We start from the raw sequence: 26,398 nt of genomic DNA on the forward strand, positions 1-26,398 counted from the left end.
GCACCCCTATGATTAGCAGCCTTAAAGTACGAATAAAAAATAGCAACTTGCCTTTAGCAAAGTTAATCACTTCCAGCGGTTTGTTCATTCGATATTTCACCTTTCCAACCATCAAGCCATTACACGGGGGGCTCTATTGGCTGCACAAGTCAGTCATCGGGCTGACGGGTTATCTGCTGCGTACTTTTTACTGGACACCTCTGTTCAAATCTCAACTCATCAATGACCCAAAATACCTTTACCTTTTTTCAGGAATGCCTCTATTGCTAGGCAACTTTCAAATCTCCATGGGCGATCATTGTCGAGTTTCTGGTCATACAACCTTCTGTGGCAGAAGCTCACCATCCCCTACAACACTGATCATTGGAAACAATGTAAGTATCAATTGGCAAAACGAAATTCTTGTCGGCAATCGTATTGTCATTGGCAACAATGTCCGCCTTGCCGTGAAAGTCCGCCTTGTTGGTTACCCCGGTCACCCAGTTGATCCGGTAGATAGAGCTAACGGTATGCAGGACACACCTGACCAAGTCGGCGATATTATTCTAGAAGATAATGTCTGGCTGGGTGCCGGGGTCTCGGTCATGGGCGGTGTCACCATTGGCGCGGGAACCATTGTCGCCACCGGCAGTGTAGTCACTAAAGACCTTCCTCCGGGTGTTCTGGCAGGTGGCATACCGGCCAAAATCATTAAAAAACTACCGGTAGGATCAGAGGCTTCCCATGACTGACTTTGTTGTTTTTGGGGAAGACTGGGGCGCCTTTCCCTCCAGCACGCAGCATCTTATTCGACATTTAATGCCCAAGCATCGAGTTATCTGGGTTAACTCCATTGGCCTTCGAGCACCAAAACTCACCTTCAGGGATACTAAACGATTATTCCTTAAAGCGTGGTCAATGTTCCGCTATAACCGTCAAAGACCTAAATGTCACAATGACGCAAAGAACCCTTACATCATTGAACCTCTTGCCCTGCCATTCCACCAATTCAGAGTTGTACGAAAACTGAATCAATACTTGTTATCACAACAGATTAACAAAGTAATTAAGCAACAGGACTTTAGCCAGATCACCCTTTTGATATCACTGCCCACCGCTGCTGATTTAGTTGGCTGCTTTGGGGAAAAGAAAATCATTTATTACTGCGGTGATGATTTTGAAGCCTTGGAGCACGTGGATCACCAACCGGTCTCTCTATTGGAACAAGAACTGGCGCACAAAGCCGACCTAATTGTGACAGCCAGTCAGAATATTGCAAAAAAATTCCCTGCCCATAAAACCGTAGCCCTACCTCATGGCGTCGATTATCAATTATTTTCCACACCCACTGATGCACCCAAAGATACGCCAAACTCGGGGTATGTGGCTGGTTTCTATGGAACCATCTCTTCCTGGATTGATACCGAATTATTATCAGCTACTGCCAAAACCATGCCTCAGTGGCAATTCGTTCTGATTGGTCATGTCAAAGTGGATATTACACTGCTGAAAGACCTCCCAAATGTGCATTTCCTGGGTTTTAAGCCTCACCACGAACTTCCTGCGTATGTCCAACATTGGGATGTTGCGCTTCTGCCCTTTCAAAGGAATCCGCAAATTGAAGCTTGTAACCCGCTGAAGCTGAAAGAATATCTGGCTTCTGGAACACCGGTAGCTGCCACCCGATTTCCCGCTGCTGAAGAATACCAACACGCCATTGCGATCCAATCACCGGGAGAGGATTTTTCCAACGTCATTACCCGAGCCTATTTACAACAGAACAAGGCGGCATTCCGACGCCAACTAGTTGCAGATAAAACTTGGCAACACAGAGCTGACCAGCTGGAAGACCTAATAGAAAAACAGTGACTACACTTACAATAATGCATGATAAATAACTGTTTTGTTGAAAGTTTCATCAAGCGCTTTATCAAGAATGTATCAATAAAGGATGGCATTAAAAAAAGAGTGCCATTAAAACAGTCACCTTTATTTATCTCAGCAGGTTCTCTGTCGTCATAGACAGAAAATCGTCTGTTCTGGATGTTCACACAGACTTCAATGTTTTCAAGTGACTAATCATTCAGGAAATCAAGTGGCCAGAATGAATGGATTCAGACAACTCACCTTGGTATGTACCTTAATGGTAACCGGTTGCCAGACATCGCCTGATTTCCAGGAATTGATGAGAAGAGAGCAAGCAAAAACAACGCTGAAAAAGCCCAACGGTGTTATCCATCAAATGCAGGCTGCCGCAGGATTACCCACTGCGGAAAATGTCTATAAACGTCGTTTATCCCTAACATTCCAACCTGACGAATTAACAGCCAGCGAGCAAAATGCTCAGCTGATCCATTTTTTCCTCAGTTCGTTACCAACCAGCATGAGATTAAGTGTTGTTATTTCCGTTGCCCCCTCTTCAGCAAAAGAACCGTTTAAAACATTGAAAGATTCATCCACCCGATTGCAAAGCCTTAAAACGATCTTACACAGTTATACGCCTCATATTGAGTTGGTATATCAGCCAAGCATGACAATTGATACTGCCGGCATTCACGTGACGGGTATCCCTGTTTCAGGAGCACCCCATGTCCAATGAAATCCTGAAAAACCTGTTTAGACTGCTCAATGCTGGCTGGCGTCGGCGATACACTATTTTCATTCCGGTACTGATCATGCCGATGGTTGGCGTTTTCGTCAGTTTCATTGCGCCAAAATACTACGAAGCCCATACCACTATTCTGCTGCAGGACACCACAGCACTGAATCCGATTCTGGAAGACTTTTCCGTTTCAACCAATCTGGAAGAGCGACAGTTAGCCCTGAAATTACTGTTAAAAAGCCGCAAAGTATTGAAAGGCGTTGCCAATGCGGCCGGCTTTATTGATGAAACGTCTTCCCGTGAAGACGTTGATGAAGCCATCGACGAACTTTCCCGTTCTCTCTCTGTAGTATTTGGTGGCGAACTGATCAAAATCTACTACCGAAGCAAACGCAAAACTGACATTAAAGAACTGCTCACCAAAGTGACAAACCACTTTCTGCATCTGGTTCAGGCACCGCAAAAATCCTGGCAATCGGCTTCAACTGAGTTTTTGAAGGAACAGGTGGAACTGCGCCATCAGGAACTCTCCAAATCAGAGTTAAAGCTGTCTTCCTACAAAGCGGAATACGCTCTGGAGCTTCCGGAACTTCATAAAGCAAACGTCACCCGTCTTGCGGAGTTACGTCAGTTATTGATGGAAAAAGAAACCGAACTGGCCGGGGCACAGGCCGCTATGACGGAGTTTAATGGCAACCTCGCACAAACCAACCCGGTCATCGGCAAACTGGAGGAACGGATTATCAATATCCGAACCCAGCTGAGCATGTTGCGCTCCCGGTACACTGAGAAGCACAGTAAAGTTCAGGCAACCGTTCGGGAGCTGGATCGGTTGAAATCAGAACGCCAAAGAATGATTTCCGAAAGCAGTAAATTGAAAACAGAAGATATCCAGCGACTCTGGAATCTTGCAGCGTCCACCCCCACCGTCGCTGGAGAGAGTCAGCAGGGGCAGACCACGATTCTTGCGTCACAGTTACAAGCCGTTCAGGAAGCCAAGGCAAAGGTGACGAGTCTGAAGAATGAGGTTAAAAACATCAAAAACCAAGCCACTCACCTTCAGGAAAAAGTACAAGAATTTGCCACTATCGAACGGTCGCTGATCGAACTCGAGCGAGATTTCACTATCAAGCAAAAACTTTACGATGATTTTCTCAATCGCTATGTGATGGCACAAGTCACTGCCGACCTTAGCGTCTATGAAGAAACAGAAAGAGTTAAAATTATTGATGAGCCGTTCAACCCAAGCAGCCCGAACCAACTGCCCACCGCGCTGTTTGTTGTTGCTGGCTTATTTGCTGGGCTTGGCATTGGCACCGGCTTAGCCGCCATTGCAGAAATTTCTGATACCACGTTACGTTTGCAAGATACCATTGAGCGCATATCCGGCATTCCGGTACTTGCCAGAATTCCGGCTGTGCCAGAAGCCCCCGCTCTGATCTACGATGCTGGAAAAGATGGATTCAATGATGGAGAGGCAGCTTCATGAGCAAACCTTTAGTCATTGCACAGATCGTTCAGCACCTTGCTCCCGGCGGCATTGAAACCATGGCGATTCAGCTTCAACACCATGCTCAAGATGACGACACTGTCCACATCATCAGCTTGCAGGGTAGCCAATCAGTATCCATTAACGCCTGGGATAAATTAGCCACTCTTCAGAATATTCACTTTCTGGATAAATCCAGTGGCCTTAGCCTGAAAACCATTCTGCAATTGAAAACGCTCTTGAAAGAATTGCAGGTGGATATTGTGCACACACACCACACGGGGCCTCTGATTTATGGTGGCATCGCAGCAAAGCTGAGCCAGTGCCGACATATCCATACAGAACATGATGCATGGCACTTGAACCATAAAATAAACAGGCTGTTGGTAAGCAGTTGTTACCATCTTCTGCAGCCAAACGTCGTCGCTGTTTCAAAGCTGATCGCTTCTAAAGTGGAGAAGCTTACCGCTTACAGAAAACCTGCTGTAATTTTTAATGGGGTTGATACCAAGCTCTTTTCTCCAGATAGCCAAACCACAGCCAGAGAACAACTATGCCTACCAGAAAGCGCCACCATCATTGGCTGCGCTGCACGCCTAACGGCAGTCAAATCCCATGATCTATTACTCAACGCGTTAACAGAACTCCCTGATTCAGTGCATGTTGCACTGGCTGGAAATGGCGAACGAAAAGAAGCGCTGCATAATCTCACCAACCTCTTAGGCCTTGAAAAGAGAGTTCACTTTTTAGGCAACCTCGACAACATGCCCGTATTTTATAATGCCATTGATGTTTTTTGCCTGACTTCACGAAATGAAGGGCTTCCCTTTTCTCTGCTGGAAGCTCAAGCCTGCCAAAAAGCTGTAGTCGTCACAGATGCTGGCGCCTGTCGAGAAGGAGTCGATAAAGAGAGTGGTTCAATTATCGCTATTGATCATTATGAAGGCTTAGTTCAGGTGCTCAGAAAACATACACAGCTTTCCACCCCTGTCGGTACAGCAGCATCAGCAAGAGCCTTTATTGAAAGCACCTTTGGTCTGACCAGAATGATCAATGAATATCGCCGTCTTTATCTGGAGGCATCATGACAAATCAGATACTGGTTTCTATTTTCGTGCTGTCCGTAGCCATTATTAGTTACCACTATATTATCTATCCAGTATTACTGTCTTTTATTAATATCACCCGTTATTCATTGCCAAAATACTTCCATCGCAATTACATTCCCTCGCTCAAAGATGAAGCCTTACCTTCCATACACATCATTATCCCCGCCTACAATGAAGAGCGTTATATCAAGGATAGAATTCTCAACCTGGCCATTATCGATTACCCAGAAGATCGATTTAAAATATCCGTGATATCCGATGGCTCAGAGGACGATACCTACAGGGCAGCACTTAATGCAGCATCACTTCCTGAGTGTAAACATCTGAATATTGACATTCACGCTCTGGAAGAAAATATTGGCAAAATCGCTATCATCAATCAGTTTGCATCTTCACAGAATTCAGACATTGTCGTCTTATCAGATGCCTCGGCAATCACATCTATCAACTGTCTTCTGATTATTGCTGCGTACTTCCAACAAGATAAACGTATTGGCGCTATCTGTGGTAACTACCAATTTGTTCCTGCACAAACTTCAGGTGAGCAAGCCTACTGGAACTATCAACGTAGAATTAAAATACAAGAGAGTATGCTGGGTTCAACCATTGGCCTGCACGGTGCATTTTATGCCTTTAAGAGTGAACTTTTTCAGACTATTCCCCATGACACTATCAACGATGATGTCATTTTGCCGCTCAGCATTATTCGTCAAGGATTCAAGTGCCTTTACGACCCAAGACTGATTACCATTGAACTGGAATCCTCCTCAGACCAGATGAATTTTCAACGTCGCATTCGAATTGCGGCGGGAAATTTACAGCAGTCCATTCGGAACATGGATCTTTTATTGCCCAGACATAGACGATTCGCCTTCAATTTTTTCTCTGGAAAATTCCTCAGACCCTTCATCCCACTGTTACTAATTTGTAGCTTTATATCCTCAATTCTATTAGCGACAGAATACCTGTTTTTCTTGTCAGTTATTTTTATCCTGCTAGCCCTGACCACAAGTACTTTATATTACTTACTGATAGACTCTCAACCGGATAGCAAAATTGCGAAAACGCTGTTTTATATTGTGGCCGGCCATATTGCCATGACCCTCGGGGTTTTCAGTTACGCATTTCATTCGCCCCATAAACGATGGCGAAAAATAAAAAGTTCACCCCGTCTTGAAGAACCTCGTACTTAAGGAGTGTACTTATGCATCAAAAGCGCTACGTTCATCCCATGTCAGCGGTGGGAAAAAGATTCTCAGATATTTCCATCGCAGCGATTGGGTTAATCTTTGCACTTCCACTCTATCCATTAATTGCTCTGGCTATTCGTCTCGATAGCCGCGGGCCTGTTTTATATCACCAGATTCGAATTGGCTACCAACAAGACGACTGTGTCTGTTTGTTCATGATGCACAAATTCAGAACCATGAGAGACAATGCGGAATGTGAAACGGGCCCAGTATGGTCGCCCAGAGATGATCCAAGAATTACCCGGGTCGGCCAGTTTTTAAGAAAAACACGCTTGGATGAACTGCCACAATTATGGAATGTACTAGCGGGTGATATGTCGATCGTCGGGCCGCGTCCTGAGCGCCCCGGCATATGCAATAATCTTGACCATGAAATTCCGTTCTACTCCGAGCGCACATTTGATGTGCTGCCAGGCATCACAGGACTTGCGCAAATTAATACCGGTTATGACGAAACGCTGGATGATGTCAAAGCCAAAGTTGCCTACGATCATGCCTACGCGCTTGCACTCAGTAATCCATGGCTGTGGCTGAAGATGGACTTTTACGTAATGTTCAAAACCATGCTGGTGATGATTACCGGTAAAGGGCAATAGCCTGATCACCTGATAATGGACATCGCCAGTTGATCAAGGCTTAACCTGAGGGCTTCGATATTATGAACCCCTTGCTTAAAACCATCCGATAGCGGTGCCACCAAGGTATCACAGCGCAAACCTTCAGGTGCTTGATGCTCCTGAGGCCATAGAACAACATCTGGATACACCGCCGTCATTTGAAACATCCAGTCCAGCGTTTCGTTAACTGACATTCTACCCACTGAAGATGCCTCCTGATTGATATTTGCCACAAACACTTTCAGTGCTTGACTCTGATTGATCGCTTGAGCAAATTCCGGAATAAGCAGGGCAGGTAAAACGCTGGTCATAAAACTACCTGGCCCCAGAATAATCATCTCGGCATCACGCACTCTCTCTATCGCTTCCGAAGTCGCCTTGATCTCTGGTAACAACAATAATTTCTGGGGAGTATCACTTAATCCATCGATCGTACATTCTCCCACTATCTCCTTTTCGTTTGAAACCGCACCCAGTCTTGCTGGCTCTTCTGACATTGGAATAAGCTCAGAAGACACATCCAGCATTTGCCGAATTAAATTGACTGCATCCATTGGGCGGACACACATTTGATCCATAGCCAGAAGAATCAGGTTACCCAGGACATGACCATCCAGCTCACCGCAACCTTTAAAACGATACTCAAAAAGAATACGGGACAAAGCAGGGCCTTCTGCGCACATCTGGTTCAGGCAATTTCTTAAATCCCCCCAGGCAATACAGCCGCTGGCATCCCTGAGTCGACCAGTCGAACCACCATCATCCGTTGTTGCCACAATGCCTGTTAAACGCTCTTCAAGAAAACCGAGAGAGACCATGACTCTTCCAAGACCATGGCCGCCACCAATGGCCACCACCCGTTGCAGTTGATAGAGGGCGCTGATTGATTGCATGTTTAATTCCGGAACGATGAAGAAAAGCGATGATAAGTCAGATGATGTGCTACACAGCCATCGTCTGACTTATCAGGTTGAGCTTAAGTCTGGGTAATACCAATGATTCTGGGAGTGATAAGAAACAAGCGAACCTGCTTATTTTTTGTCGTGCTCTGGGATCGGAACAGATGACCAAGGATAGGAATATCACCCAGTAATGGTACTTTTGAAGAGAGTTTCTGATCACTCTCTTTATAGAACCCGCCCACCAGCAAACTTTCCTGTTCACTGATGATCGCTTGAGTATTGATTGAGCTATTCGTTGTGGTTGGCAGGCTGGACACTTCCTGTGATGTCTGGGCACCATCCTGAATATTCACACTCATGTGAATACGACGCCCATCATCTTCATTGACGATCCGAGGGGTGACCTGAACAACCGTCCCTGAGGTAACCGGGAAGAGTTCGGAATCCTCATTACTTTCCACTTTCACATAGAAGGTACTGCTGCTGTCCAGAATCGCTTCCAGGTTATCCAGAGTCAGAATGGAAGGCCTGGAGATAACCTTGGCCTTACCCTCGTCAGCCAGCAATTTCAGTGTCGCATTAAACGACCCTAAACCTCTGGAAAGAATCGTTGTATAGCTTGGGCTCTCGATATCACCAGGAAATGCGTCAAATGAAACATTTGTATCGCTGCCACTGCCCGTATTATTCCATTGAACGCCCAGGGCTCTGACATCCTGAGTATTAATATCAATAATCGACACACTGATCTCAATCTGCGAAGACGGCTTATCAAGAGAAGCGATGAGTTCTTCATACATCGGCATTTTTGCTTCAAGGTCGTGAACAATCACCGCATTCAATCTGGGGTCAGCATTGATATAAATGTCTTCCGCAACTGCTCCAGCATTGAGTTGCATGCCAGCACCTTTCACTGCTGCCGGCATCATTTCTTCTCCGGCTCTGCTGACACTGGCAGCCGGTGGCAGTGTTGGTGAGCCCACGGCTTTCTTCTCAACCTGAGCTACACCACCACCGTGAATAATATTTTGCAACAGGGTAGCAACGCCGGGAACGGTCAACTCCTGACCTCGGAAGGTGAACGACTTATCCGTGGCCCAGGCGTATTTAAGGGGAAAGGTTTTCACTGTCAGCTTACTTTTCTGGCGATCACCTTCTTTATCATCCAGCAATGTCGCCGTTTCGGACACCAGTTCAATATAACGAGGAGGGCCAGAAATAAACACCAAGCCTTCTCCCTTTTGCTCTTTCCAGAAAAAACGACCATCCCAGATACCGATTTTTTTCAACGTCCGTTTGAATTGATCAATACCCATGTAATTCAAACTGATGATTTTCTGGATAGCAGCACTACCGTCATAAACAAATAGACTGTGTCCATCGAAATACCAGATAAAACCAAAGACATTGGAGAGATGGTCCAAAAAGTCCACGGGCGTCATTGGGCCAATCTTACCGTTTACCTGCCCCTGAACTTCATCCGTAATTACAATCGGCATATAGTAACTGCCCGCGAAATTTCGGAGCACATCCCTCAGACTGTCCCCATTGCCGAAATAAGCATATGGACGAAGGCCGAAGGCCGACAGTGCTGGAGATTCATCATCGCCAATTTCATCTTCTTGTGGTTCTTTCCTTACTGTTTTGGCGGTTTCTACAGAAAATCCAATTTTTCCATTTTTCTGGGTAGCTCCACTCTGTGAATTATTTCCTACGCTATCCTTCGAGTTTCCCCTCTGCGTAAAGTTGTAATCCAAGTCAGACTGAAATGGGTTCTCTGACTCAGAGTTAGAGATCGATACATCCATTTCTTTACCTGAAAATCGAGTAGGCACTCCTAACCTGGCCGTTGTTGTCACCTGAATAGGCTGGCTTTCACCCACAGCATTCGGGTACTTTTCTGCATCTAATGGTTTGACCTGATCGTAAGGAATGGGATCCGGGTTCTGTAAAGCAATTTCCGAGGGAAAATAAATAACCTGTCCAGGCCTTAATATCTGAGTTAAATCCAGCTGGTTATAGTCCGCCAGTTCATTCACTTCAAAACCGTAACTGCCCGCAATTAACTCAAGAGTTTCATTGGGTCGAACCACATGCTTTCGAGTTTGAGGTTCTTCAGAAGACCAATTGGCCAGGGTCGGGATTGTGATCGCCAACAAAAAAGTAAGTGGTGCCAGGGTCCTTCCTGTAAAGCCCATCAGACGCGTGCCTCCATGCTCATGTCTGTTTCAGCTTATTCAACAGCCCTTAATGAATAGATGCTTTGAAATTCCGTTATGTGTCAATAAATATACAATCTATTCAGTCTATCGGAAAATAAACTCAATTAACCAGTATTTCGTCAAAAAAGTAATAAACGTTAACCTAACCGCTTGAACTTTCAATTATCTATCCGATGCTAACTAATGCTTTTAAGATGATGAGGCAGAGCTATGACTCCAGTGACGTTTGGTAATGGTATTACGGGTATTTCAAGGGTCCAGAACTCAACAAATGAAACGGACTTTCCAAAATCAAAATCTTCTCTGAAACCTTCCGGCAAAAAAGTAGTCGACCATACTTGGAAGGCTCTGGATATGAACAAAAGTCTTGCCCAACAGGAATTAAAATTTGCAACCAATATTCCTGCAGCTATTGTTCATGCCTCCCCTGAAGAACATTACCGGCTTACTAGGCAGGCAATCAAATCTTTGGCTGATTATCTGAACAAAGAAAAACAGAATAAGAAAAAAGCCAAGGCTATTCAGGGCGCTCTTGATGTCATAGAACAAGCAAAAGAAGACAGCGAATACCTGATGATGTGCCGCAATGTACTGATTGCCAGCTAGAGGAACCAAACCATGGAAAAGCCCCTGCAGACCTGGATGCTGTGTCAGGCATCTTATTACATCGAGTACATGCAACCGAAAAAGTCGATTGCCCTGCTGGAGGCACTCGAGTCCATGACCCCGGAAGATCCAGATGTGTACCGCATGCTCAGCTACGCCTATTTGCAAGCAGATCAACCTGAAGATTCACTTCGTGCCGCCGATAATTTTCTGCGATATACGCCGCCCGGCAGTGATGTAAGGGCAATCAATTGGATTAAAGGAAGAGCCCTGCTCAAGAAGCGAAAGTCAGCAGTAAGCAACTGATTTTCAATACCTTTGTCAGCTCTTCCACAGTGATGGCATACCTAACATGGCACAACTGTTACCCGGGCTGAACTTAGGGGGACGTAACGATTTGGTACTGGCAGCCTTGCTGGTATCGGTCATCGCACTCATTATCCTTCCCATGCCCACCTTTCTGGTGGATTTTCTGATTGCCCTGAACATGGGCATTGCAACCATACTTTTGATGACGTCTATCTATTTGAAGTCACCTCTGGAATTTTCATCATTTCCCGGCGTGCTTCTTATTACCACACTGTTTCGACTGTCATTATCCATCACCACCACACGTCTGATTCTGCTGCAAGCAGATGCTGGTGAAATTGTTTATACGTTTGGTAGCTTTGTGGCGGGTGGCGACCTGGTCGTTGGTGTGGTTCTCTTTTTGATTATCACCATTGTTCAGTTTTTGGTTATCACCAAAGGCTCCGAGCGGGTTGCAGAAGTGAGTGCCCGTTTCTCTCTGGACGGCATGCCTGGTAAGCAGATGAGTATTGATGCTGACTTACGGGCTGGCGCCATCGAGATGGAGGAAGCTCAGAAACGAAGAGAGCTTGTTACCAAAGAAAGTCAGCTGTTTGGTTCCATGGATGGAGCCATGAAGTTTGTTAAAGGTGATGCCATTGCCGGCTTAATCATCATCTTCGTTAACATCACCGCTGGTGTTGCGATTGGCACCAGTAACGGTATGTCCAGTGGCGAAGCACTGCAACTTTACGCCATCCTCACCATTGGTGATGGTCTGATTTCCCAGATCCCCGCTCTTTTGATCTCCATTACTGCGGGCATCATCGTTACCCGTGTTTCCAACGAGGAAGCAAAAGATCTGGGTAACGAAATCGGCGCTCAACTGACTGATAAACCAAAAGCGCTGATGGTTGGTGGAACACTGTTACTGGGATTCGGTATTGTCCCCGGTTTTCCAACGCTGACCTTTTTAATTCTTGCAGCCCTTATCGGGGGCGGTGGCTTTTATCTGTTTAAGAAAGCTGAAAAGAAAAGAACTTCTGAAGAAGATGGCGGCATACCAGCAATGGCTGCAGCCACAGAAAAGCCGGGAGAAGCAAAATCCAGGCTGGATCAGCAAGAAGAATTTACCCAGACATTACCACTGATCATTGATGTACCAACGTCTATTCAGAACAATCTGAACACCACGTCGCTGAACGAAGAGCTGCTCAAGGTCCGTAAATCCCTTTATATGGATTTGGGTGTACCTTTCCCGGGCATCCATCTTCGCTTTAATGATTCAATGGAAGAAAACACTTACACCATTCTTTTACAGGAAGTACCGGTGGCCGCAGGTCATTTCAAACCAGGGTATTTATTCATTCGGGAAACCGATGATCATTTAGACATGCTGAAAATCCCCTATGAAGTTGGCGAAACCTTCCTTCCCAGTCTGGATTCTCTATGGGTTTCCGAGAGCCAGCGCGACAAGCTGGAACGCAACAATGTGAACTTTATGGATTCCCCAAAAATCATGACCTACCACCTGGCTCATGTTTTGAAGAAATACGCGGAAGACTTTGTGGGCATTCAGGAAGCGCGCTACCTGCTTGAGAAAATGGAAAGCAGCTTCGGCGAGTTGATCAAAGAAGTACAGCGCCTCTTGCCTGTTAATAAAATCACTGAGATCTTCCAGCGACTGGTGTCTGAAGATATTTCAATCCGGAATCTTCGCTCGATACTTCAATCACTGGTGGTATGGGGGCATAAAGAAAAAGAAGTGGTGCAGCTCACCGAATATGTTCGCTCATCACTGAAGCGTTATATCAGCTACAAATACTCCAATGGCAAGAACATGCTGCCAGTGTATCTACTGGATCAGGATGTGGAAGACACCATTCGTTCCGGTATTCGTCAGACCTCTGCAGGTAGCTATCTTGCCCTTGACCCATCGACCTCTGCCCAGTTTGTAGAGAATGTGAAAAATTCCGTGGGCAAAATAGGTCATTTGGAACACAAGCCTGTGCTGATCACATCGATGGATATTCGCCGCTATGTTCGAAAGCTACTTGAACTTGAGATTTATGACTTAGCGGTTCTTTCCCATCAGGAATTGACTGAAGAAATTACGGTTCAACCCCTGGGTCGTATTTCACTGTAATCGATTTATTGAGCATAAAAATAAAGCCGCCGGGATATTCCCCTGCGGCTTTATTTATTCGCTTTTATTAAGAAACCAGAATTAACGAACTAGAATTAACGAACCAGGGCAAACACCAGCTGATCAATAAACTGATCATCTTTGTAAACATGCTTTTTCATAACACCTTCCAGTTCAAAACCACACTTTTCCAATACTTTTCTTGAACCTGGATTTCTGGCCTGAACGTCTGCATAAATACGAACCAGCCCCATTTCATCAAACGCATAATTGGTAACATAGGAAAGTGCTTTGGTCATTATGCCTTTTCCCCAATGATCTTCGGATACCCAAAAACCAATCTCCGCGCCGAAACGATGAACATCCAGCTGAACCACAAACCCAATTTCACCAATGGCCTCACCATTATAATCAATGGCAAACCGGGTTTTGGTTTCATGCTCTTTCACATGCTGAACCCAGGCTCTGGCATGTTCAATGGTATAGGGATTCGGAAAGGTGTCCCTTAAATATTGAGAAATCTTGGGGTTGTTACCATGATTAGCGAGAGCAATGGCGTCTCCATAAAGAAATCTTCTGAGACAGTAACCGTTACCCAAATCAATATGCATATTTTTTTCCTGATATCAGCTATCAGGTAGGACATCGGCAATAGAAATAAAGGCTTTATTCGTTTAAATCGAATAACAAGCACACAATGATTATTGCCTGAATGTAACCAGTAAAGCTGAAAGTAAGTATTATCGAATCCTTATGTATTGCTTTGAATAGTCTCAAAAGCTAAATCCATGAATATGAATGCCAGTATAATACGCATTCTGTGTTTTTCCTTTTATCTATATAACTTACTGTCTTTCTGTCCTTGAAATCCAATTAAGAGGCATAAAAGTACTGTTGAAGAATAATCGTACCAGTACTTTTATTTGATTGGTTCAGACCAGCGAGGTTAATGTCTTACGAAGTAATGAGACCTTTTGTTGACTAACCACATCGCTCTCCAGTACGGCACTGTAGGTGTGCAAAGAGAAGTGCGCATTGATTCTAATCAGCGCTCTGGATATCTCCGGCGCATTCTGTAGATTCACGCCACCACCAACAACCAGCTCTATTTCACCATGGGCGTGACGAAGCATGTGTTCCAGGCAATTAAGGCCGTCATAAGCCGTCCCTGCCTTCCCCCAGGGGATGCCCGCTGTTAATACACGATCAATGCCCAGCTCTATCAAATCATCAAGACCGTTTTGCCAATCAGTAATGGCATCAAAAGCGCGGTGAAATGTGATCTGCATGCCTCTGTCTTTGGCTTTACCCACTAATCGGCGACAATGTTCCTTATCAATTTTCCCAGTATCAGGGTCAAGAACACCGATGACCACACCATCAGCCCCAGCATTACCGGCATCTGAAATCTGTTTTTCCATAAGCCGAACGGTCTCGGCATCATAAAAGAAGCCTCCCGGCGTGGGACGAATCATAACCATCAGCCCTGCTCGATCGACAAATGCCCTGCGAGCTACTTCAATATGACTCACCGGTGGCGTTAGACCATCATTAGCCATATCCGAACACAGCTCGATACGGCTTGCACCACCCTGCCATGCAGCAGAGACAGATTCCAGGACAACTGACTCACTTTGACTGTGGACGCAAATTTCTACGGGTATCATTGAATATCCATTCTTGAATAAACAGAACAGCTTCAAAGCTGCAATTTAACGCGTTTCAGTGAATCTTATCGCTATCCGACACATCAGCACAGCCCAAATGTATAAGCACCTGACCATTAAAACCTAACTTGCGCCGATACCGTTTATGGCGAGATTGATATCTAATGCCATATAGTTATTCGAAAAGGAATATATATGTTCGTAAACGAAAACGATGTTAGTATAAAAGTTCGATTACAATAAACCAACCAGACAACATCTGGCGTCTAAAACACGGGAGCTGTTTCATGACCCCTCACTCACAACCCTATGACTTGCTCATTATTGGTGGAGGTATCAATGGTGCAGGCATAGCCGCAGATGCGGCTGGCAGAGGGCTGAAGACGATCTTATGTGAACAGGGTGATCTTGCTTCAGCAACATCCTCCTCAAGCAGCAAGCTTATTCACGGCGGGTTACGGTATCTTGAACAATATGAATTTCGTCTTGTGCATGAATCATTGGCGGAACGGGAAGTATTACTTAGAAAAGCGCCCCACATTATTAAGCCCCTCAGATTTTGCCTGCCTCACGAACGGCATCTCCGCCCTGCATGGATGCTGAGAGTGGGCCTGTTTTTATACGACCACTTGTCTAAACGGGTAACGCTGCCTGCGTCAAAGAGCATTTCATTCAACACCAATAGTCCTTTGGTCAACAACATCACCAAGGGCTTTGAATACTCCGACGCCTGGGTAGAAGATGCACGATTAGTGGTTTTGAACGCCATGGACGCCCACAACCGTGGTGCAACCATTTTGCCCAGAACTCGCTGTATTGAAGCCAAGCGGCAGGGTGATTTATGGCAGGTGACACTTCAGGACCAAACCAGCAAAGAAGTCACGACAATATCCAGCCGGGCATTGGTCAATGCGGCAGGTCCCTGGGTTAATCATGTGTTTGATAAAGCTCTCCATGAAGCCGCTCCAAATAATATCCGCCAGATTCGTGGCAGCCATATTATCGTTCCTAGGATTCACGACCAACCTCAGGCTTATATCCTTCAGAATACCGATGGACGAATCGTGTTTGTTATCCCCTTTGAACAAGATTTTTCATTGATCGGCACCACGGATGTGGAACATAAAACCAGCCTTGACCATATCTCGATTTCAGATGATGAAAAACAATACCTGATCGCTGTCGTCAACAAATACTTCAAGCAGAAGATTGATAAGGCTGACATTATCACCAGTTATTCCGGAGTTCGCCCATTATTAGATGACGATGCGGACAACCCTCAGGCCATCACCCGGGATTACACTCTGGAGCTCGACCATTCAAATAACCAACCTCCTCTGCTATCCATCTACGGCGGTAAAATCACCACCTATAGAAAGCTTGCGGAAGCCGCGGTCAATAAGCTCAGTCCTTTCTTTAACGAGGAAGGAAAAACCATTAGCCAATCCTGGACAGCAGATGCACCTCTGCCCGGCGGGAATTTCGACAGCAAAGAATTACTGAGCCAGAAACTAACGACTGAATATCCATGGTTGCCGGATTCACTCAACCAGCGTCTTGTGACAAATTACGGCACGCTTTGCTACAAAATCTTAGGCAACGCAGAATCTATTAAAGATTTAGGCGAACTGATTGGTTCAGACCTTTACGAAAAAGAAGTGGGCTATCTGTTTAACAGTGAGTGGGCTCGAACCGCCGAGGACATTCTCTGGCGGCGGAGCAAGTTGGGATTACGGTTTTCTAAAAATGAGATAAGAAGCCTTGAACAGCTGCTCAACACTTTAAATAGCTGATTACGCAAAAGCAGGCTGACGCCTGCTTTTTATCAGAAATTATCCCAAACCAAATTTAACAACTTCAGAGTGATATCTTCTGGCGCTGACGTGTTTACATTTTTCTCGACTGAGAGTTGTACCACTTCCGCATAATTGCTAACCCGAAGCGTTAGACGGTTCTCATCTGCCTGGTTTTCGCTTTCCTCTTCATCACTGCCGAACAGGGTAGACCAGAAACCTTTCTCTTCTTCCAACTGCTTTTTAGTCGTCAAGTCTTCAGAAAGATAAAAAAGGCCAGCCGAACGGTTACGATCCAGTACACTCAATCCCGCTTTATCAAGAGCGCTACCAACAGAGTCCCAAACCCGGGCAAAGGATACGCCACGAATAGTCAGAACCGGGTTGCCATTGCCATCCTGAGTGATTTCCGCCTGAGAGCTCAGATCAATGCTTTGCGCCTGAAGAGACACAGAAGAATTCACTTCAGCTTTCGCAAGATAAATTAAGAGCTCTGCAAGCACCTCGTTATCCAGCTTTTGGCTGCGCTCGTCTTGATTATCCCATTGGGATGGTACATTTTCCTTGTCTTTCTCCGACAGCGGACGCCCCTGATGATAAACATACACTTCAGAAGAATCAGGCTTAATACCGGACTTTAGTTCAAAGCGAAAACGGTCTTCCATTGAGCCAGCGTGATCAGCGCCAAAGAGTTTACCCAGAGTTCGGTACAATACGCCTTGGTTCTCGGCATTATTAAAGTCCGTCCAACCGGTTTCAACGGTGCCTTTCACAGGATTCTTAATAACAACATTGACTCCAAGGCTGTTCACATAACCCACAACACCAGGCCATACTTCTGCAGGTGCTTTGTCCACAGCCAGCCATTCCTGAGTGCCACTGCGCTCCAGACTGTAATTCTCGCCTTCTTTCAGCATCAGGCGTTGGGAAGGTCTGGGGACGTCAAATTCTTTGCCCAGATCTTCATGGGGCTGGCTGATATCAGGAATCACCAGAATATCCCCAAGCAGCACACTGTCGCCGCCTTCTGGCAATTTAACCGGCTCTGTCACGCGAGCTTCTGTGTAATCACCGGAGCGATCACGCAAATAACCTTCCTGCCCAAATGGATTGGCACAACCTGTCAGGGTAACAACCCCCGCCAGGAGCCACAGGCCTGAACGAGTATCCTTTAACAATTTACTATTCCTTAAGGCTGAAACCATCAAATTAAACCTGCCTGTTGTAGCGCACTTTTCACTGCCGAATGATGGCTTTCGGAAAGCGGCGTTAACGGTAAGCGAATGCCAGGCTGAATCATGCCCATTTCCTGCAGCGCCCATTTCACAGGAATCGGGTTGGCCTCCAGGAATAGGTTTTTGCTCAGGGCATCAATTTTTGCATTGAGCTGTTCCGCCGTTGAACGGTCACCGGCAATAGCCGCAACACACAAATCATGCATGATTTTAGGCGCCACGTTGTTTACCACAGAAATCACACCATTGGCGCCCTGAAGCATCAGCTCCATACCTGTGGCATCGTCACCGGAATAAATAGCAAAGTCATCACCGCAAAGCTCACGAATCTGCGTGCCACGTTCAACAATACCCGTCGCTTCTTTCACGCCAACAATATTATCCAGCTTGCTGAGCCTGCCAATGGTTTCCGGCAGCATATCCACAGCGGTTCTACCGGGCACGTTATAAAGAATCTGCGGTATGGCGACTGACTCTGCGACGGTTTTATAGTGCAGATATAAGCCTTCCTGAGTGGGCTTATTATAATAGGGTGTGACCAGCAGACAGGCGTCCACACCCAGCGCCTTCGCTTCTGCGGTTAAATGAACAGCTTCAAGAGTTGAATTGGCACCGGTTCCGGCAATCACCGGAATACGTCCATTCACCTGAGCTACCATGCGTTTGATCGCTTCACAATGTTCCTGTACTGTCAAAGTAGCCGACTCACCAGTGGTGCCTACCACCACGATGCCATCGGTTCCCTGGTCGATATGATGTTCAACCAGCGCGCTCATACTTTCCCAGTCCAGTTCGCCATTGCTGTGCATGGGCGTGACAATCGCCACCAGGCTCCCGGTAATCATCAGTTCACTCCTAAAGGCATAATCTCCGGTAATGTTACTCATGCCCTCACGCATTCACAAGGTTAAAACCAGACTTCGCAAGGCTCACGTAGTAAAAGTTTTCGTTTGCTTAATTTTTATTGCAAACCTGCCTTTTTCTGATTGATGGTTTAGACTGTTCTTCTGAATTACATAATGAGAGCAGCTGAGACAAAAGGTCAGAGCAAGCACTGACCTGACGCAACAGCCTCACACGACTAAGGATAAAAAAGTATGAGTGTAACCCTTGGCCACCCTGTTCCGGACTTTACCGCCGAGGCGACCAGTAATACCACGGTAAAACTCTCTGACTTGAAAGACCAAAAAGTGGTGCTTTTCTTCTATCCGAAAGACAACACTCCAGGCTGCACCAGTGAAGGTCAGGCATTCAGAGATCTTTACGAGCAATTTCAGGCTTCTGACACCCTGATTTTTGGTGTATCCAAAGATGGCATGAAAGCCCATGAGAACTTTCGTGCAAAGCATGATTTCCCCTTTGAGTTGATCTCCGACCCGGACGAAGAACTGTGTAAACTGTTTGACGTGATCAAACTCAAGAAGTTGTACGGCAAAGAGTACATGGGGATCGAGCGGAGTACGTTCCTGATCGACAGCAACGGCACCTTGCAACACGAATGGCGCAAAGTTCGCATCAAAGGTCATGTAGAAGATGTGTTGCAGGCCGCCCAGATGGTAGACACCCAGGCAATAGAAGCCGAGGTGGCTGAAAGCAGCTCTGAAAGTAAGAATGAAGATGAGTAATCAAGACGCCTGAACTTTCTGTTGAGCGGGGTATCGTTATCCCGCTCCAGCATCCATCTCTTCCACGGTCGGCCAGGCATTCATTACGGCTTTCAGTAACGTTGCCAGTGGTATCGCAAAAAAGACGCCCCAGAATCCCCAAAAACCACCAAATACCAATACCGCAACAATAATCGCCACCGGGTGAAGATTCACTGCCTCAGAAAATAGAAGCGGCACCAGCACATTGCCATCCAGCGCTTGGATAATGCCATAACCAATCATCAGAATGACAAACTGATCAGTCGCTCCCCACTGGAAAAAGCCGATCACAGCAACGGGCAACGTTACTACCGTTGCACCGATATAAGGAACCACCACAGAGAAGCCTACCAAAACCGCCAGCAATGCCGAATAACTTAGCCCCAAAATGGCAAAAAAAGCATAACTGACGCCACCAACAATCATGATCTCCACGGCTTTTCCGCGGATATAGTTAGCAATCTGCCCATTCATTTCATCCGCCACCTGATCAATCAAACGACGGCGTCTTGGTAAAATCCCCGCCATCCAGTGCAGTAACTCATCCTTATCTTTTAGAAAAAAGAACACAAGAATCGGGATCAGAATAACATACACCAGCAGTGCCAGAATGCCCGGCAGCTTTGAAATAGAAAAAGAAAACGCCCATTGCCCAATATCGGCCAGATGCTGATTGATGGTCGTAACCACCAGAGCCACCTGATGTTCGGATACAAATCCCGGGTACACCTCTGGCAAGCTTTTCAGCAGCTGCAACCCTTCACGAACCATATTGGGCAATGAGTTAAGCAGATGCGTTACCTGCTCCCAGATCAAAGGCATCACGACAAAAATAACTAAAAGGAATGCGGTAAAAAAACCGGAAAACACGACATTGACCGACAACGTATGAGATAACTTTTGCCGCTCAAGCCAACTGACCAGCCCTTGCATCAGGTAGGCCAGAACCAGCGCTGCCAAAGCTGGCGCCAGCATCCTTCCCATCGTGAGGATAACGGTAAACCCGATGATCAATAGAATCAGCAGAACCACCGCTTCCTGATCGGATAAGTACCGGTGCAGCCAGCCTTTCAAAACTTTCAGCATGAATGAGTCCCTTTTTATTTATGCATCACGGTGTGAATGAATACACCGTCTTTTTCCTCGCTGGCCAGTAACTCATGACCACTGATATTGGCAAAACTGGCAAAGTCCCGAACCGAGCCGGGGTCCGTTGCATAGACCTTGAGTACCTCACCAGGCTTCATGCTGTTCAACGCCTGCTTGGCTTTCAACAGGGGCAAAGGGCAATTCAATCCTTTCAGGTCGAGCTCCTGATCCACATTTTGCATACTGCGATTTTCTCTAAACTATTTACCTGCTTCTTACCAGCTTTCTATTAAGAAGCGTCAAAAGTGTGTAAGAACTTTAGAGGATAAAATGACAAAAAAGTAAGATACACGGCTATAGGCTTTTACAGGTTTTTAATGACGTTTGCATAATCGTTCATGATAGAGTGTACCGCAGATCACAGGAGTATGGATATTCTATGAAGCAAGCGGGCTTACTGTCAGCCCTGATGCTGACTACAACGCTAAATCTGGTTCCGTGGCTGGCTCACGCCAATCCACTGAACCTGCCTGCCCTGGGGGATACCACTTCCGGCATTATTTCTCAGCAGGAAGAATATGAGCTCGGACGCTCATGGCTGAAAATATTACGCAATCAAACACCCATGGTCGCTGATCCGGAGTTAAAGCATTACCTGGAAAGCCTGACCCACCGTCTTTCTGCCGCCAGCCAGCTCTCTGATCACCGACTGATTCCACTGGTTATTGACAGTACGGTACTGAATGCCTTTGCCGCCCCCGGCGGTATTGTTGGTGTGAATACCGGTTTGTTTCTGCACGCTGAAACAGAGCCTCAATTTGCCGCGGTGCTCGCTCACGAATTAGCCCACCTCAGCCAGAGACATTATGCCCGTAATGTGGAAGAAGCTCGTAATCAGAGCATTCCCACCGCGGCGGCACTCTTAGGTTCTATTCTGATTATGGCCACCGCAGGTGGTGATGCCGGTGCGGCAGCGCTGACATCAACAGTAGCCGGTATGCAAAGTGCACAATTGCGCTTCAGCCGCCAATTTGAAAGAGAAGCGGACAACCTCGGTATTTCTACGCTGGCCAACGCAGGGTTTGATCCACAGGCAATGCCGGCCATTTTCGAACAGATGAACAAAGCCAGTCGCTATGGCAGCCGTCCTCCAGAATTTCTGTTAACGCACCCGGTAACAGAAAACCGGATTTCCGACTCCCGGGCGAGAGCCGATCAGATGTCTGCTCGGAAAACGGTAACAAACGCTGGCTCACTGAACTATCAATTGATGAGAATGCGGGCAGCTTACATCAGTAGCAATAACATCCATGAAATGGCTCGCCAGCTCAGCAAAGAAGTCACGGTTGCAGCAGACAATGCGCCAGTAGCAAGCCGCTACGGGCTTGCCCTTGCTTCGTTGAAAGCCCGGGACTTTAATACAGCAGAACAACAGACCAACTGGCTACTCCAGCATTACCCTGATAACCCACATATGGTTCTATTGAAGGTGCAGTTGGAATCTGAAACCGGTAAAGGCACGCAGGCTCTGGAACGTATCAATCAGTTACTGAGTATTAACCCGGGCAGTTACCCTTTACAAGCCGCCAAAGCAGAAGTATTTCTCAAGCAGCAAAATTACACAGAAGCCAGGAATACCCTGCTTAACTTGAGCCGTTCAAGGCCAGAAGACCCGGATATTTGGTTCGAACTGGCAGAAGTTCAGGGATTAGCAGAGGACATTATTGGCCTGCATCAATCCCGAGCCGAATATTTCTTTCTGAATGGCAATATGGATGATGCCATCAAGCATCTGCAATACGCGATGAAAATGGCAGAAGATAACTTTGCTCTGAAATCCAAACTACAACAAAAGCTCAGCAATATCCGCGATTATCGCCAAAAACTGAAAAACTCCTAAACCTATCGGTGAGCCGTATTTTTGCGGCCCCTTACCTTTATATTCTTAATAATAAACACCATAGATCTTTATAGCGCTTAAAGTTATAAAAAATAACCGTTCACTCCAGAAACAATGCCCTTCAAGCCTATACTTAATTAAATCTTGAAGAAGGAGGTCTCAGGATGAATACGTTCACCATTGAAGGTTGGAAGAAAAAACCCGGCGCATTTAGTCCAACGCCCATCAACAATTTGCACTTCCGCATTAATGACCACTATCATCTTCTCCTGGAGCAGGCTGAAGAGAGCTTACTGGACAGTGACAAGGAAGACGTCATGTTCGCCATTGATATGGAGACCATGGAGCTCCAGCTTCCCAGAGAGTGTGGATCACTGGCGGATTGCCAGCTGAGAGTTTATCTCAGCCAGCAAAGCCAAAGGGGGCAGTTCCATCTAGTAGCTCATTGCGCTGAGGACAACAGCTTGGTGTATTCCAACGCAGTGATGATTGATCAGCTGGGATAAAAGTCATTTCTACAAAAATGCCTCCCGTGAACAACACGGAAGGCATTTTGCAGTGGAACATCGAGTTTGAGCTGCTGAGATTAAGAGCTACTGAGATGCCGTAAAATCCAGCATTCGCTGAAGGGGCCTTAGCGCATCAGTGCGCAGCTCATCACTGACCTCAATCACATTGAACTCGCCTGGAGACTCCAGACACTCCAACAGCGCATCCAGCGTATTCATTGCCATCCAAGGGCAGTGCGCACAACTTTTGCAGGTCGCACCACTGCCCGCCGTTGGCGCTTCTAAAAACTGTTTATCCGGTGAGGCCTGCTGCATTTTGTAGAAAATCCCACGATCCGTGGCCACAATAAATGTTTTATTTGGCATCTCCTGAGAAGCTTTCAGTAGCATGCTGGTTGAACCCACCACATCAGCCACTTCAACCACCGACTGCGGAGACTCCGGGTGCACCAGAACAGCAGCGTCCGGATAGACCTGTTTTAAATCCAGAATACCTTTGGCCTTGAACTCCTCGTGGACAATGCAGCTACTGTCCCAGAGAATCATATCCGCGCCGGTATTTTTCTGGATATAAGCACCGAGGTATTTGTCTGGCCCCCAGATTATGGATTTTCCTTCAGCATCCAGATTTTCCACAATATCCAGTGCACAACTTGAGGTCACTACCCAATCGGCACGGGCTTTCACCGCAGCGGACGTATTGGCATAGACGACCACTTCACGATCTGGATGTTGGTCGCAAAACGCAGAAAACGCATCAGCAGGGCAACCCAAATCCAGAGAACATTCCGCCTCCAGGGTCGGCATCAGAACCTGTTTTTCCGGGCTGAGAATTTTGGCAGTCTCCCCCATAAAACGAACACCTGCGACCACAAGCGTCTGGGCATCATGACGTGCACCGAAGCGTGCCATTTCCAGAGAGTCCGCAATGAAACCGCCGGTCTCATCGGCCAGCGCCTGAACGACAGGATCTGTATAATAGTGGGCAACCAGTACTGCGTCTTTTTCCTTGAGCAGGCTTTTGATTCTGTCTTTTTTAACTTCCGTCACTGCCGAATCCATCGGCACCGCCGTTTGTTTTAAATGGCCCTGAACGAGCTCCCTATCTATCACTGCATTCATAAAGCTGGCATCCGGAATAGCAGCACTCAGCTCTGGAGTGCTCTGTCACCTGTCTACAGAGGCACAGGCAATGCCTGCAAATCCTTACTTGAACAGCCTGTTGGCTGAAAACAAAAGCGAAGTCTAACACACCGTAGAAAAGTCAGCAGCTTGAATGAAAAATTAGGACAATATGAAGAAATACAAAGCAGAGATGGTGGGTCGTGTAGGATTCGAACCTACGACCAATTGGTTAAAAGCCAACTGCTCTACCAACTGAGCTAACGACCCATGCCGGAAATTATACGTGGAGGAGCTTGTATTACAAGTACCGATTTTTAACTATATGACGACACTGTTCGTAGCCCATACTCAGCCTTGGTATAGCGTTGGATCATCCACGCCAGCTTCCGCAAAACCTCTCTTTCGATACGTACAACTGTCACAGATTCCACAGGCAGCACCTTGAGCATCCGCCTGATAACAGGAAACGGTAATACCATAGCCCACGCCTAACTGATCACCGGCGACGATAATTTCGCCCTTGGTCATGGTCAGAAGCGGTGCATGGACTTTAAAACTATCGCCCTCAACACCAACACGGGTTGCAAGGTTAGCCAGTTGCTCAAAGGCTTGTAAGTATTCAGGCCGACAATCCGGGTAGTTGGAATAGTCAACAACGTTCGCACCTATAAAGATATCTCGAGAACCGAGAACCTCCGCCCAACCGAGCGCCATCGAAAGAAAAATCGTATTTCTTGCCGGCACATAAGTAGAGGGGACAACGCTGTTTATTTCTTTTTCGGGATCGTCAAAATCCGGTACATTCATTGTTTGATCCGTGAGCGCGGAGCCGCCGATATCCGTTAGCCCAACCTTCAGAACCTTATGCTCGATAACGCCCATCGCGTCAGCCACACGCCTGGACGCTTCCAGCTCTGAACGATGCCGCTGACCATAATCAAAGCTGACGGTGAAACAATTAAAGCCCTGCTCTTTCGCCATTGCCAAAACAGTTGTGGAATCAAGACCACCGGATAATAGAACTACCGCTTTTTTCATTTGTTATATCTCTATCTCAGACACCAGATTTATCACCCCAGATAATTCGATGCAACTGTATTTGAAACCGCACTGACAGGCGATCTTCCAGAATCCAGCCTGCCAGTAGTTCCGGGGAAAGCTGGCCACTCACTGGGGAGAACAGGACATCAGAAACTCTTTCCGACAGCCCGAATTCAATCAGTTTTGATACTGACCAGTCATAATCTCCCCGATCAGCAATCACAAATTTGATCTGGTCTTTATTATCCAGCAGGCTGATATTTTCATACAGGTTTCGGTGGGACTCACCAGACGCAGGGGGCTTAAGATCCATCACCTTCACCACTCGAGAGTCAACATCATCAAGCGCAAATGCGCCACTGGTTTCCAGAGATACTTCGTAGCCTTTATCCGCAAGCATTGACATCAACTGCTGACACGCCTTTTGCGCCAAGGGCTCGCCACCCGTTACCGTCACATAACCCGGGTTAAACTCATCCACCTGAGCAACGATGTCCTCAAGGCTCATCAAACTCCCGCCTTTAAAGGCGTATTCGGTATCGCACCATGTGCAACGTAATGGACATCCGGTCAGCCGAATAAACACCGTCGGCAATCCCGAAGTTCTGGTTTCGCCTTGCAGGGAGTAGAAAATTTCTGAAATTCTTAGCATTAACGTTACAGCCAGAATAATGCTATAGGGTCTGTTGACGCTTCGTTACGCGCTCAGCGGATCAGGGCGCCTAGGCGCAGTGCCGCAGGAATGTTCATTACCTTTCAAGGCGCTGGAACAACGACATAGGAGCGCCCTTTATGCCCTCGGGTATGATCCGCCCTTCGGGTGACTCAGAAAAATGCCATCCACTTTGTCAGGCTTGTTCGACGTAGAATGACTACGCACGTCACAAGCCTTTCGCGCGGTTGACATTTTTCTGAGTCACTGAGCACGCAACGAAACGTCAACAGACCCTAGCATTGTGTGATTATTCAGCGATATTGTAGGCGGTTTAATGATCAATAGCACCCTTGTTAATGGTGCTGATGCTTTTAGCACATAACGAATAAGGATAGATTGCGCTTAGCCGCAATCTTATCCGGTTGTTGCACAAGCCCGGATTGATTTCTGGTGAGGGTGGTCTATAGAAGTTTTCTTTTTTGGTGGCGATCAAATCAGAGCGTTTATATTGAACTCTCTTTATTCAGA

The 26,398-nt window shown here is 46.6% G+C and carries 25 protein-coding genes and 1 tRNA gene; 14 read left to right on the plus strand and 12 right to left on the minus strand.

Annotated features, from left to right (window positions below; translation table 11 throughout):
* Positions 1–8: 8 nt before the first annotated feature.
* From AKL11_RS22385 to AKL11_RS22415, 7 genes are all read left to right on the plus strand, one after another.
* Positions 9–731, plus strand: coding sequence for an acyltransferase (locus AKL11_RS22385; RefSeq protein WP_067522188.1), 723 nt, complete (start codon positions 9–11; stop codon positions 729–731).
* Positions 724–1,848 carry a glycosyltransferase gene (locus AKL11_RS22390; protein WP_067522191.1) on the plus strand — a complete coding sequence of 375 codons (1,125 nt, stop codon included), beginning with the start codon at positions 724–726 and terminating at the stop codon, positions 1,846–1,848. Before AKL11_RS22385 ends, AKL11_RS22390 begins: the two co-directional genes overlap by 8 nt.
* Positions 1,849–2,221: 373 nt before the next feature.
* Positions 2,222–2,578: a hypothetical protein gene (locus AKL11_RS22395; RefSeq protein WP_157673727.1), complete on the plus strand. Its 357-nt coding sequence runs from the start codon at positions 2,222–2,224 to the stop codon at positions 2,576–2,578.
* Positions 2,568–4,070, plus strand: a complete 1,503-nt coding sequence (locus AKL11_RS22400) for a GumC family protein (RefSeq protein WP_067522195.1) — start codon at positions 2,568–2,570, stop codon at positions 4,068–4,070. Before AKL11_RS22395 ends, AKL11_RS22400 begins: the two co-directional genes overlap by 11 nt.
* The gene (locus tag AKL11_RS22405) at positions 4,067–5,158 is read left to right on the plus strand and encodes a glycosyltransferase (protein ID WP_067522197.1); all 1,092 of its coding nucleotides are present in this window, start codon (positions 4,067–4,069) and stop codon (positions 5,156–5,158) included. The genes AKL11_RS22400 and AKL11_RS22405 overlap by 4 nt, the downstream gene beginning before the upstream one ends.
* On the plus strand, positions 5,155–6,372 hold the full coding sequence (locus AKL11_RS22410; RefSeq protein WP_067522199.1) for a glycosyltransferase family 2 protein: 1,218 nt from the start codon (positions 5,155–5,157) through the stop codon (positions 6,370–6,372). The genes AKL11_RS22405 and AKL11_RS22410 overlap by 4 nt, the downstream gene beginning before the upstream one ends.
* Positions 6,373–6,383: 11 nt before the next feature.
* Positions 6,384–7,025 (plus strand): sugar transferase, encoded by a 642-nt coding sequence (locus tag AKL11_RS22415; RefSeq protein WP_067522201.1) that lies wholly within the window; start codon positions 6,384–6,386, stop codon positions 7,023–7,025.
* A 5-nt stretch (positions 7,026–7,030) separates the two neighbouring features.
* Here AKL11_RS22415 and AKL11_RS22420 read toward each other — a convergent pair whose 3' ends face one another.
* Positions 7,031–7,939, minus strand: coding sequence for a gluconeogenesis factor YvcK family protein (locus AKL11_RS22420; protein ID WP_067522203.1), 909 nt, complete (start codon positions 7,937–7,939; stop codon positions 7,031–7,033).
* Between the two features lie 83 nt (positions 7,940–8,022).
* On the minus strand, positions 8,023–10,146 hold the full coding sequence (gene sctC / locus AKL11_RS22425) for a type III secretion system outer membrane ring subunit SctC (RefSeq protein ID WP_067522205.1): 2,124 nt from the start codon (positions 10,144–10,146) through the stop codon (positions 8,023–8,025).
* A gap of 234 nt (positions 10,147–10,380) precedes the next feature.
* Here sctC and AKL11_RS22430 point away from each other — a divergent pair, with 234 nt between their 5' ends.
* Genes AKL11_RS22430 through sctV form a run of 3 tightly spaced genes read left to right on the plus strand, consistent with a single transcriptional unit; the run spans position 10,381 to position 13,210 of the window.
* Positions 10,381–10,776, plus strand: coding sequence for a hypothetical protein (locus AKL11_RS22430; protein ID WP_067522207.1), 396 nt, complete (start codon positions 10,381–10,383; stop codon positions 10,774–10,776).
* A gap of 12 nt (positions 10,777–10,788) precedes the next feature.
* The gene (locus AKL11_RS22435; RefSeq protein WP_067522209.1) at positions 10,789–11,082 is read left to right on the plus strand and encodes a hypothetical protein; all 294 of its coding nucleotides are present in this window, start codon (positions 10,789–10,791) and stop codon (positions 11,080–11,082) included.
* A gap of 46 nt (positions 11,083–11,128) precedes the next feature.
* Positions 11,129–13,210: a type III secretion system export apparatus subunit SctV gene (gene sctV, locus AKL11_RS22440; RefSeq protein ID WP_067522211.1), complete on the plus strand. Its 2,082-nt coding sequence runs from the start codon at positions 11,129–11,131 to the stop codon at positions 13,208–13,210.
* A gap of 95 nt (positions 13,211–13,305) precedes the next feature.
* Here the strand turns inward: sctV and AKL11_RS22445 are convergent, their stop codons facing one another.
* A complete protein-coding gene (locus tag AKL11_RS22445; protein WP_067522213.1) occupies positions 13,306–13,821 on the minus strand; it encodes a GNAT family N-acetyltransferase in 516 nt (171 codons plus the stop codon).
* A 321-nt stretch (positions 13,822–14,142) separates the two neighbouring features.
* A complete protein-coding gene (locus tag AKL11_RS22450) occupies positions 14,143–14,877 on the minus strand; it encodes a copper homeostasis protein CutC (RefSeq protein WP_067522215.1) in 735 nt (244 codons plus the stop codon).
* 287 nt (positions 14,878–15,164) lie between these two features.
* On the opposite strand from AKL11_RS22450, the gene glpD reads away from it, so the two are divergent.
* On the plus strand, positions 15,165–16,670 hold the full coding sequence (gene glpD / locus AKL11_RS22455) for a glycerol-3-phosphate dehydrogenase (RefSeq protein WP_067522218.1): 1,506 nt from the start codon (positions 15,165–15,167) through the stop codon (positions 16,668–16,670).
* Positions 16,671–16,702: 32 nt separating this feature from the next.
* Here the strand turns inward: glpD and bamC are convergent, their stop codons facing one another.
* Positions 16,703–17,848, minus strand: coding sequence for an NlpB/DapX family lipoprotein (gene bamC, locus AKL11_RS22460; protein ID WP_157673728.1), 1,146 nt, complete (start codon positions 17,846–17,848; stop codon positions 16,703–16,705).
* Between the two features lie 26 nt (positions 17,849–17,874).
* Entirely contained in the window at positions 17,875–18,750 is an 876-nt protein-coding gene (gene dapA, locus AKL11_RS22465; RefSeq protein WP_067522379.1) for a 4-hydroxy-tetrahydrodipicolinate synthase, read from the minus strand.
* Between the two features lie 252 nt (positions 18,751–19,002).
* On the opposite strand from dapA, the gene AKL11_RS22470 reads away from it, so the two are divergent.
* A complete protein-coding gene (locus tag AKL11_RS22470) occupies positions 19,003–19,530 on the plus strand; it encodes a peroxiredoxin (RefSeq protein ID WP_067522222.1) in 528 nt (175 codons plus the stop codon).
* Between the two features lie 36 nt (positions 19,531–19,566).
* On the opposite strand, the gene AKL11_RS22475 is transcribed toward AKL11_RS22470, so the two are convergent.
* Together AKL11_RS22475 and AKL11_RS22480 are read right to left on the minus strand one after the other, a co-directional pair.
* Positions 19,567–20,637, minus strand: a complete 1,071-nt coding sequence (locus tag AKL11_RS22475; RefSeq protein ID WP_067522225.1) for an AI-2E family transporter — start codon at positions 20,635–20,637, stop codon at positions 19,567–19,569.
* Positions 20,638–20,651: 14 nt separating this feature from the next.
* The gene (locus AKL11_RS22480) at positions 20,652–20,882 is read right to left on the minus strand and encodes a sulfurtransferase TusA family protein (protein WP_067522227.1); all 231 of its coding nucleotides are present in this window, start codon (positions 20,880–20,882) and stop codon (positions 20,652–20,654) included.
* Between the two features lie 197 nt (positions 20,883–21,079).
* Between AKL11_RS22480 and AKL11_RS22485 the strand changes: the two genes are divergently transcribed.
* Positions 21,080–22,540, plus strand: coding sequence for a M48 family metalloprotease (locus AKL11_RS22485; RefSeq protein ID WP_095210635.1), 1,461 nt, complete (start codon positions 21,080–21,082; stop codon positions 22,538–22,540).
* Positions 22,541–22,704: 164 nt separating this feature from the next.
* Positions 22,705–23,046 carry a hypothetical protein gene (locus AKL11_RS22490; RefSeq protein WP_067522229.1) on the plus strand — a complete coding sequence of 114 codons (342 nt, stop codon included), beginning with the start codon at positions 22,705–22,707 and terminating at the stop codon, positions 23,044–23,046.
* Between the two features lie 87 nt (positions 23,047–23,133).
* Here AKL11_RS22490 and nadA read toward each other — a convergent pair whose 3' ends face one another.
* The 4 genes from nadA to queE form a co-directional block, all read right to left on the minus strand.
* Positions 23,134–24,171: a quinolinate synthase NadA gene (gene nadA / locus AKL11_RS22495; protein WP_067522231.1), complete on the minus strand. Its 1,038-nt coding sequence runs from the start codon at positions 24,169–24,171 to the stop codon at positions 23,134–23,136.
* A gap of 194 nt (positions 24,172–24,365) precedes the next feature.
* Positions 24,366–24,441: transfer RNA gene (locus AKL11_RS22500), tRNA-Lys, on the minus strand.
* 81 nt (positions 24,442–24,522) lie between these two features.
* The gene (gene queC, locus AKL11_RS22505) at positions 24,523–25,212 is read right to left on the minus strand and encodes a 7-cyano-7-deazaguanine synthase QueC (RefSeq protein WP_067522233.1); all 690 of its coding nucleotides are present in this window, start codon (positions 25,210–25,212) and stop codon (positions 24,523–24,525) included.
* Between the two features lie 16 nt (positions 25,213–25,228).
* Positions 25,229–25,867 (minus strand): 7-carboxy-7-deazaguanine synthase QueE, encoded by a 639-nt coding sequence (queE, locus tag AKL11_RS22510; protein WP_067522235.1) that lies wholly within the window; start codon positions 25,865–25,867, stop codon positions 25,229–25,231.
* Between the last annotated feature and the right edge of the window lie 531 nt (positions 25,868–26,398).

Source organism: Endozoicomonas ascidiicola (assembly GCF_001646945.1).
GTDB classification, from domain to species: domain Bacteria; phylum Pseudomonadota; class Gammaproteobacteria; order Pseudomonadales; family Endozoicomonadaceae; genus Endozoicomonas; species Endozoicomonas ascidiicola.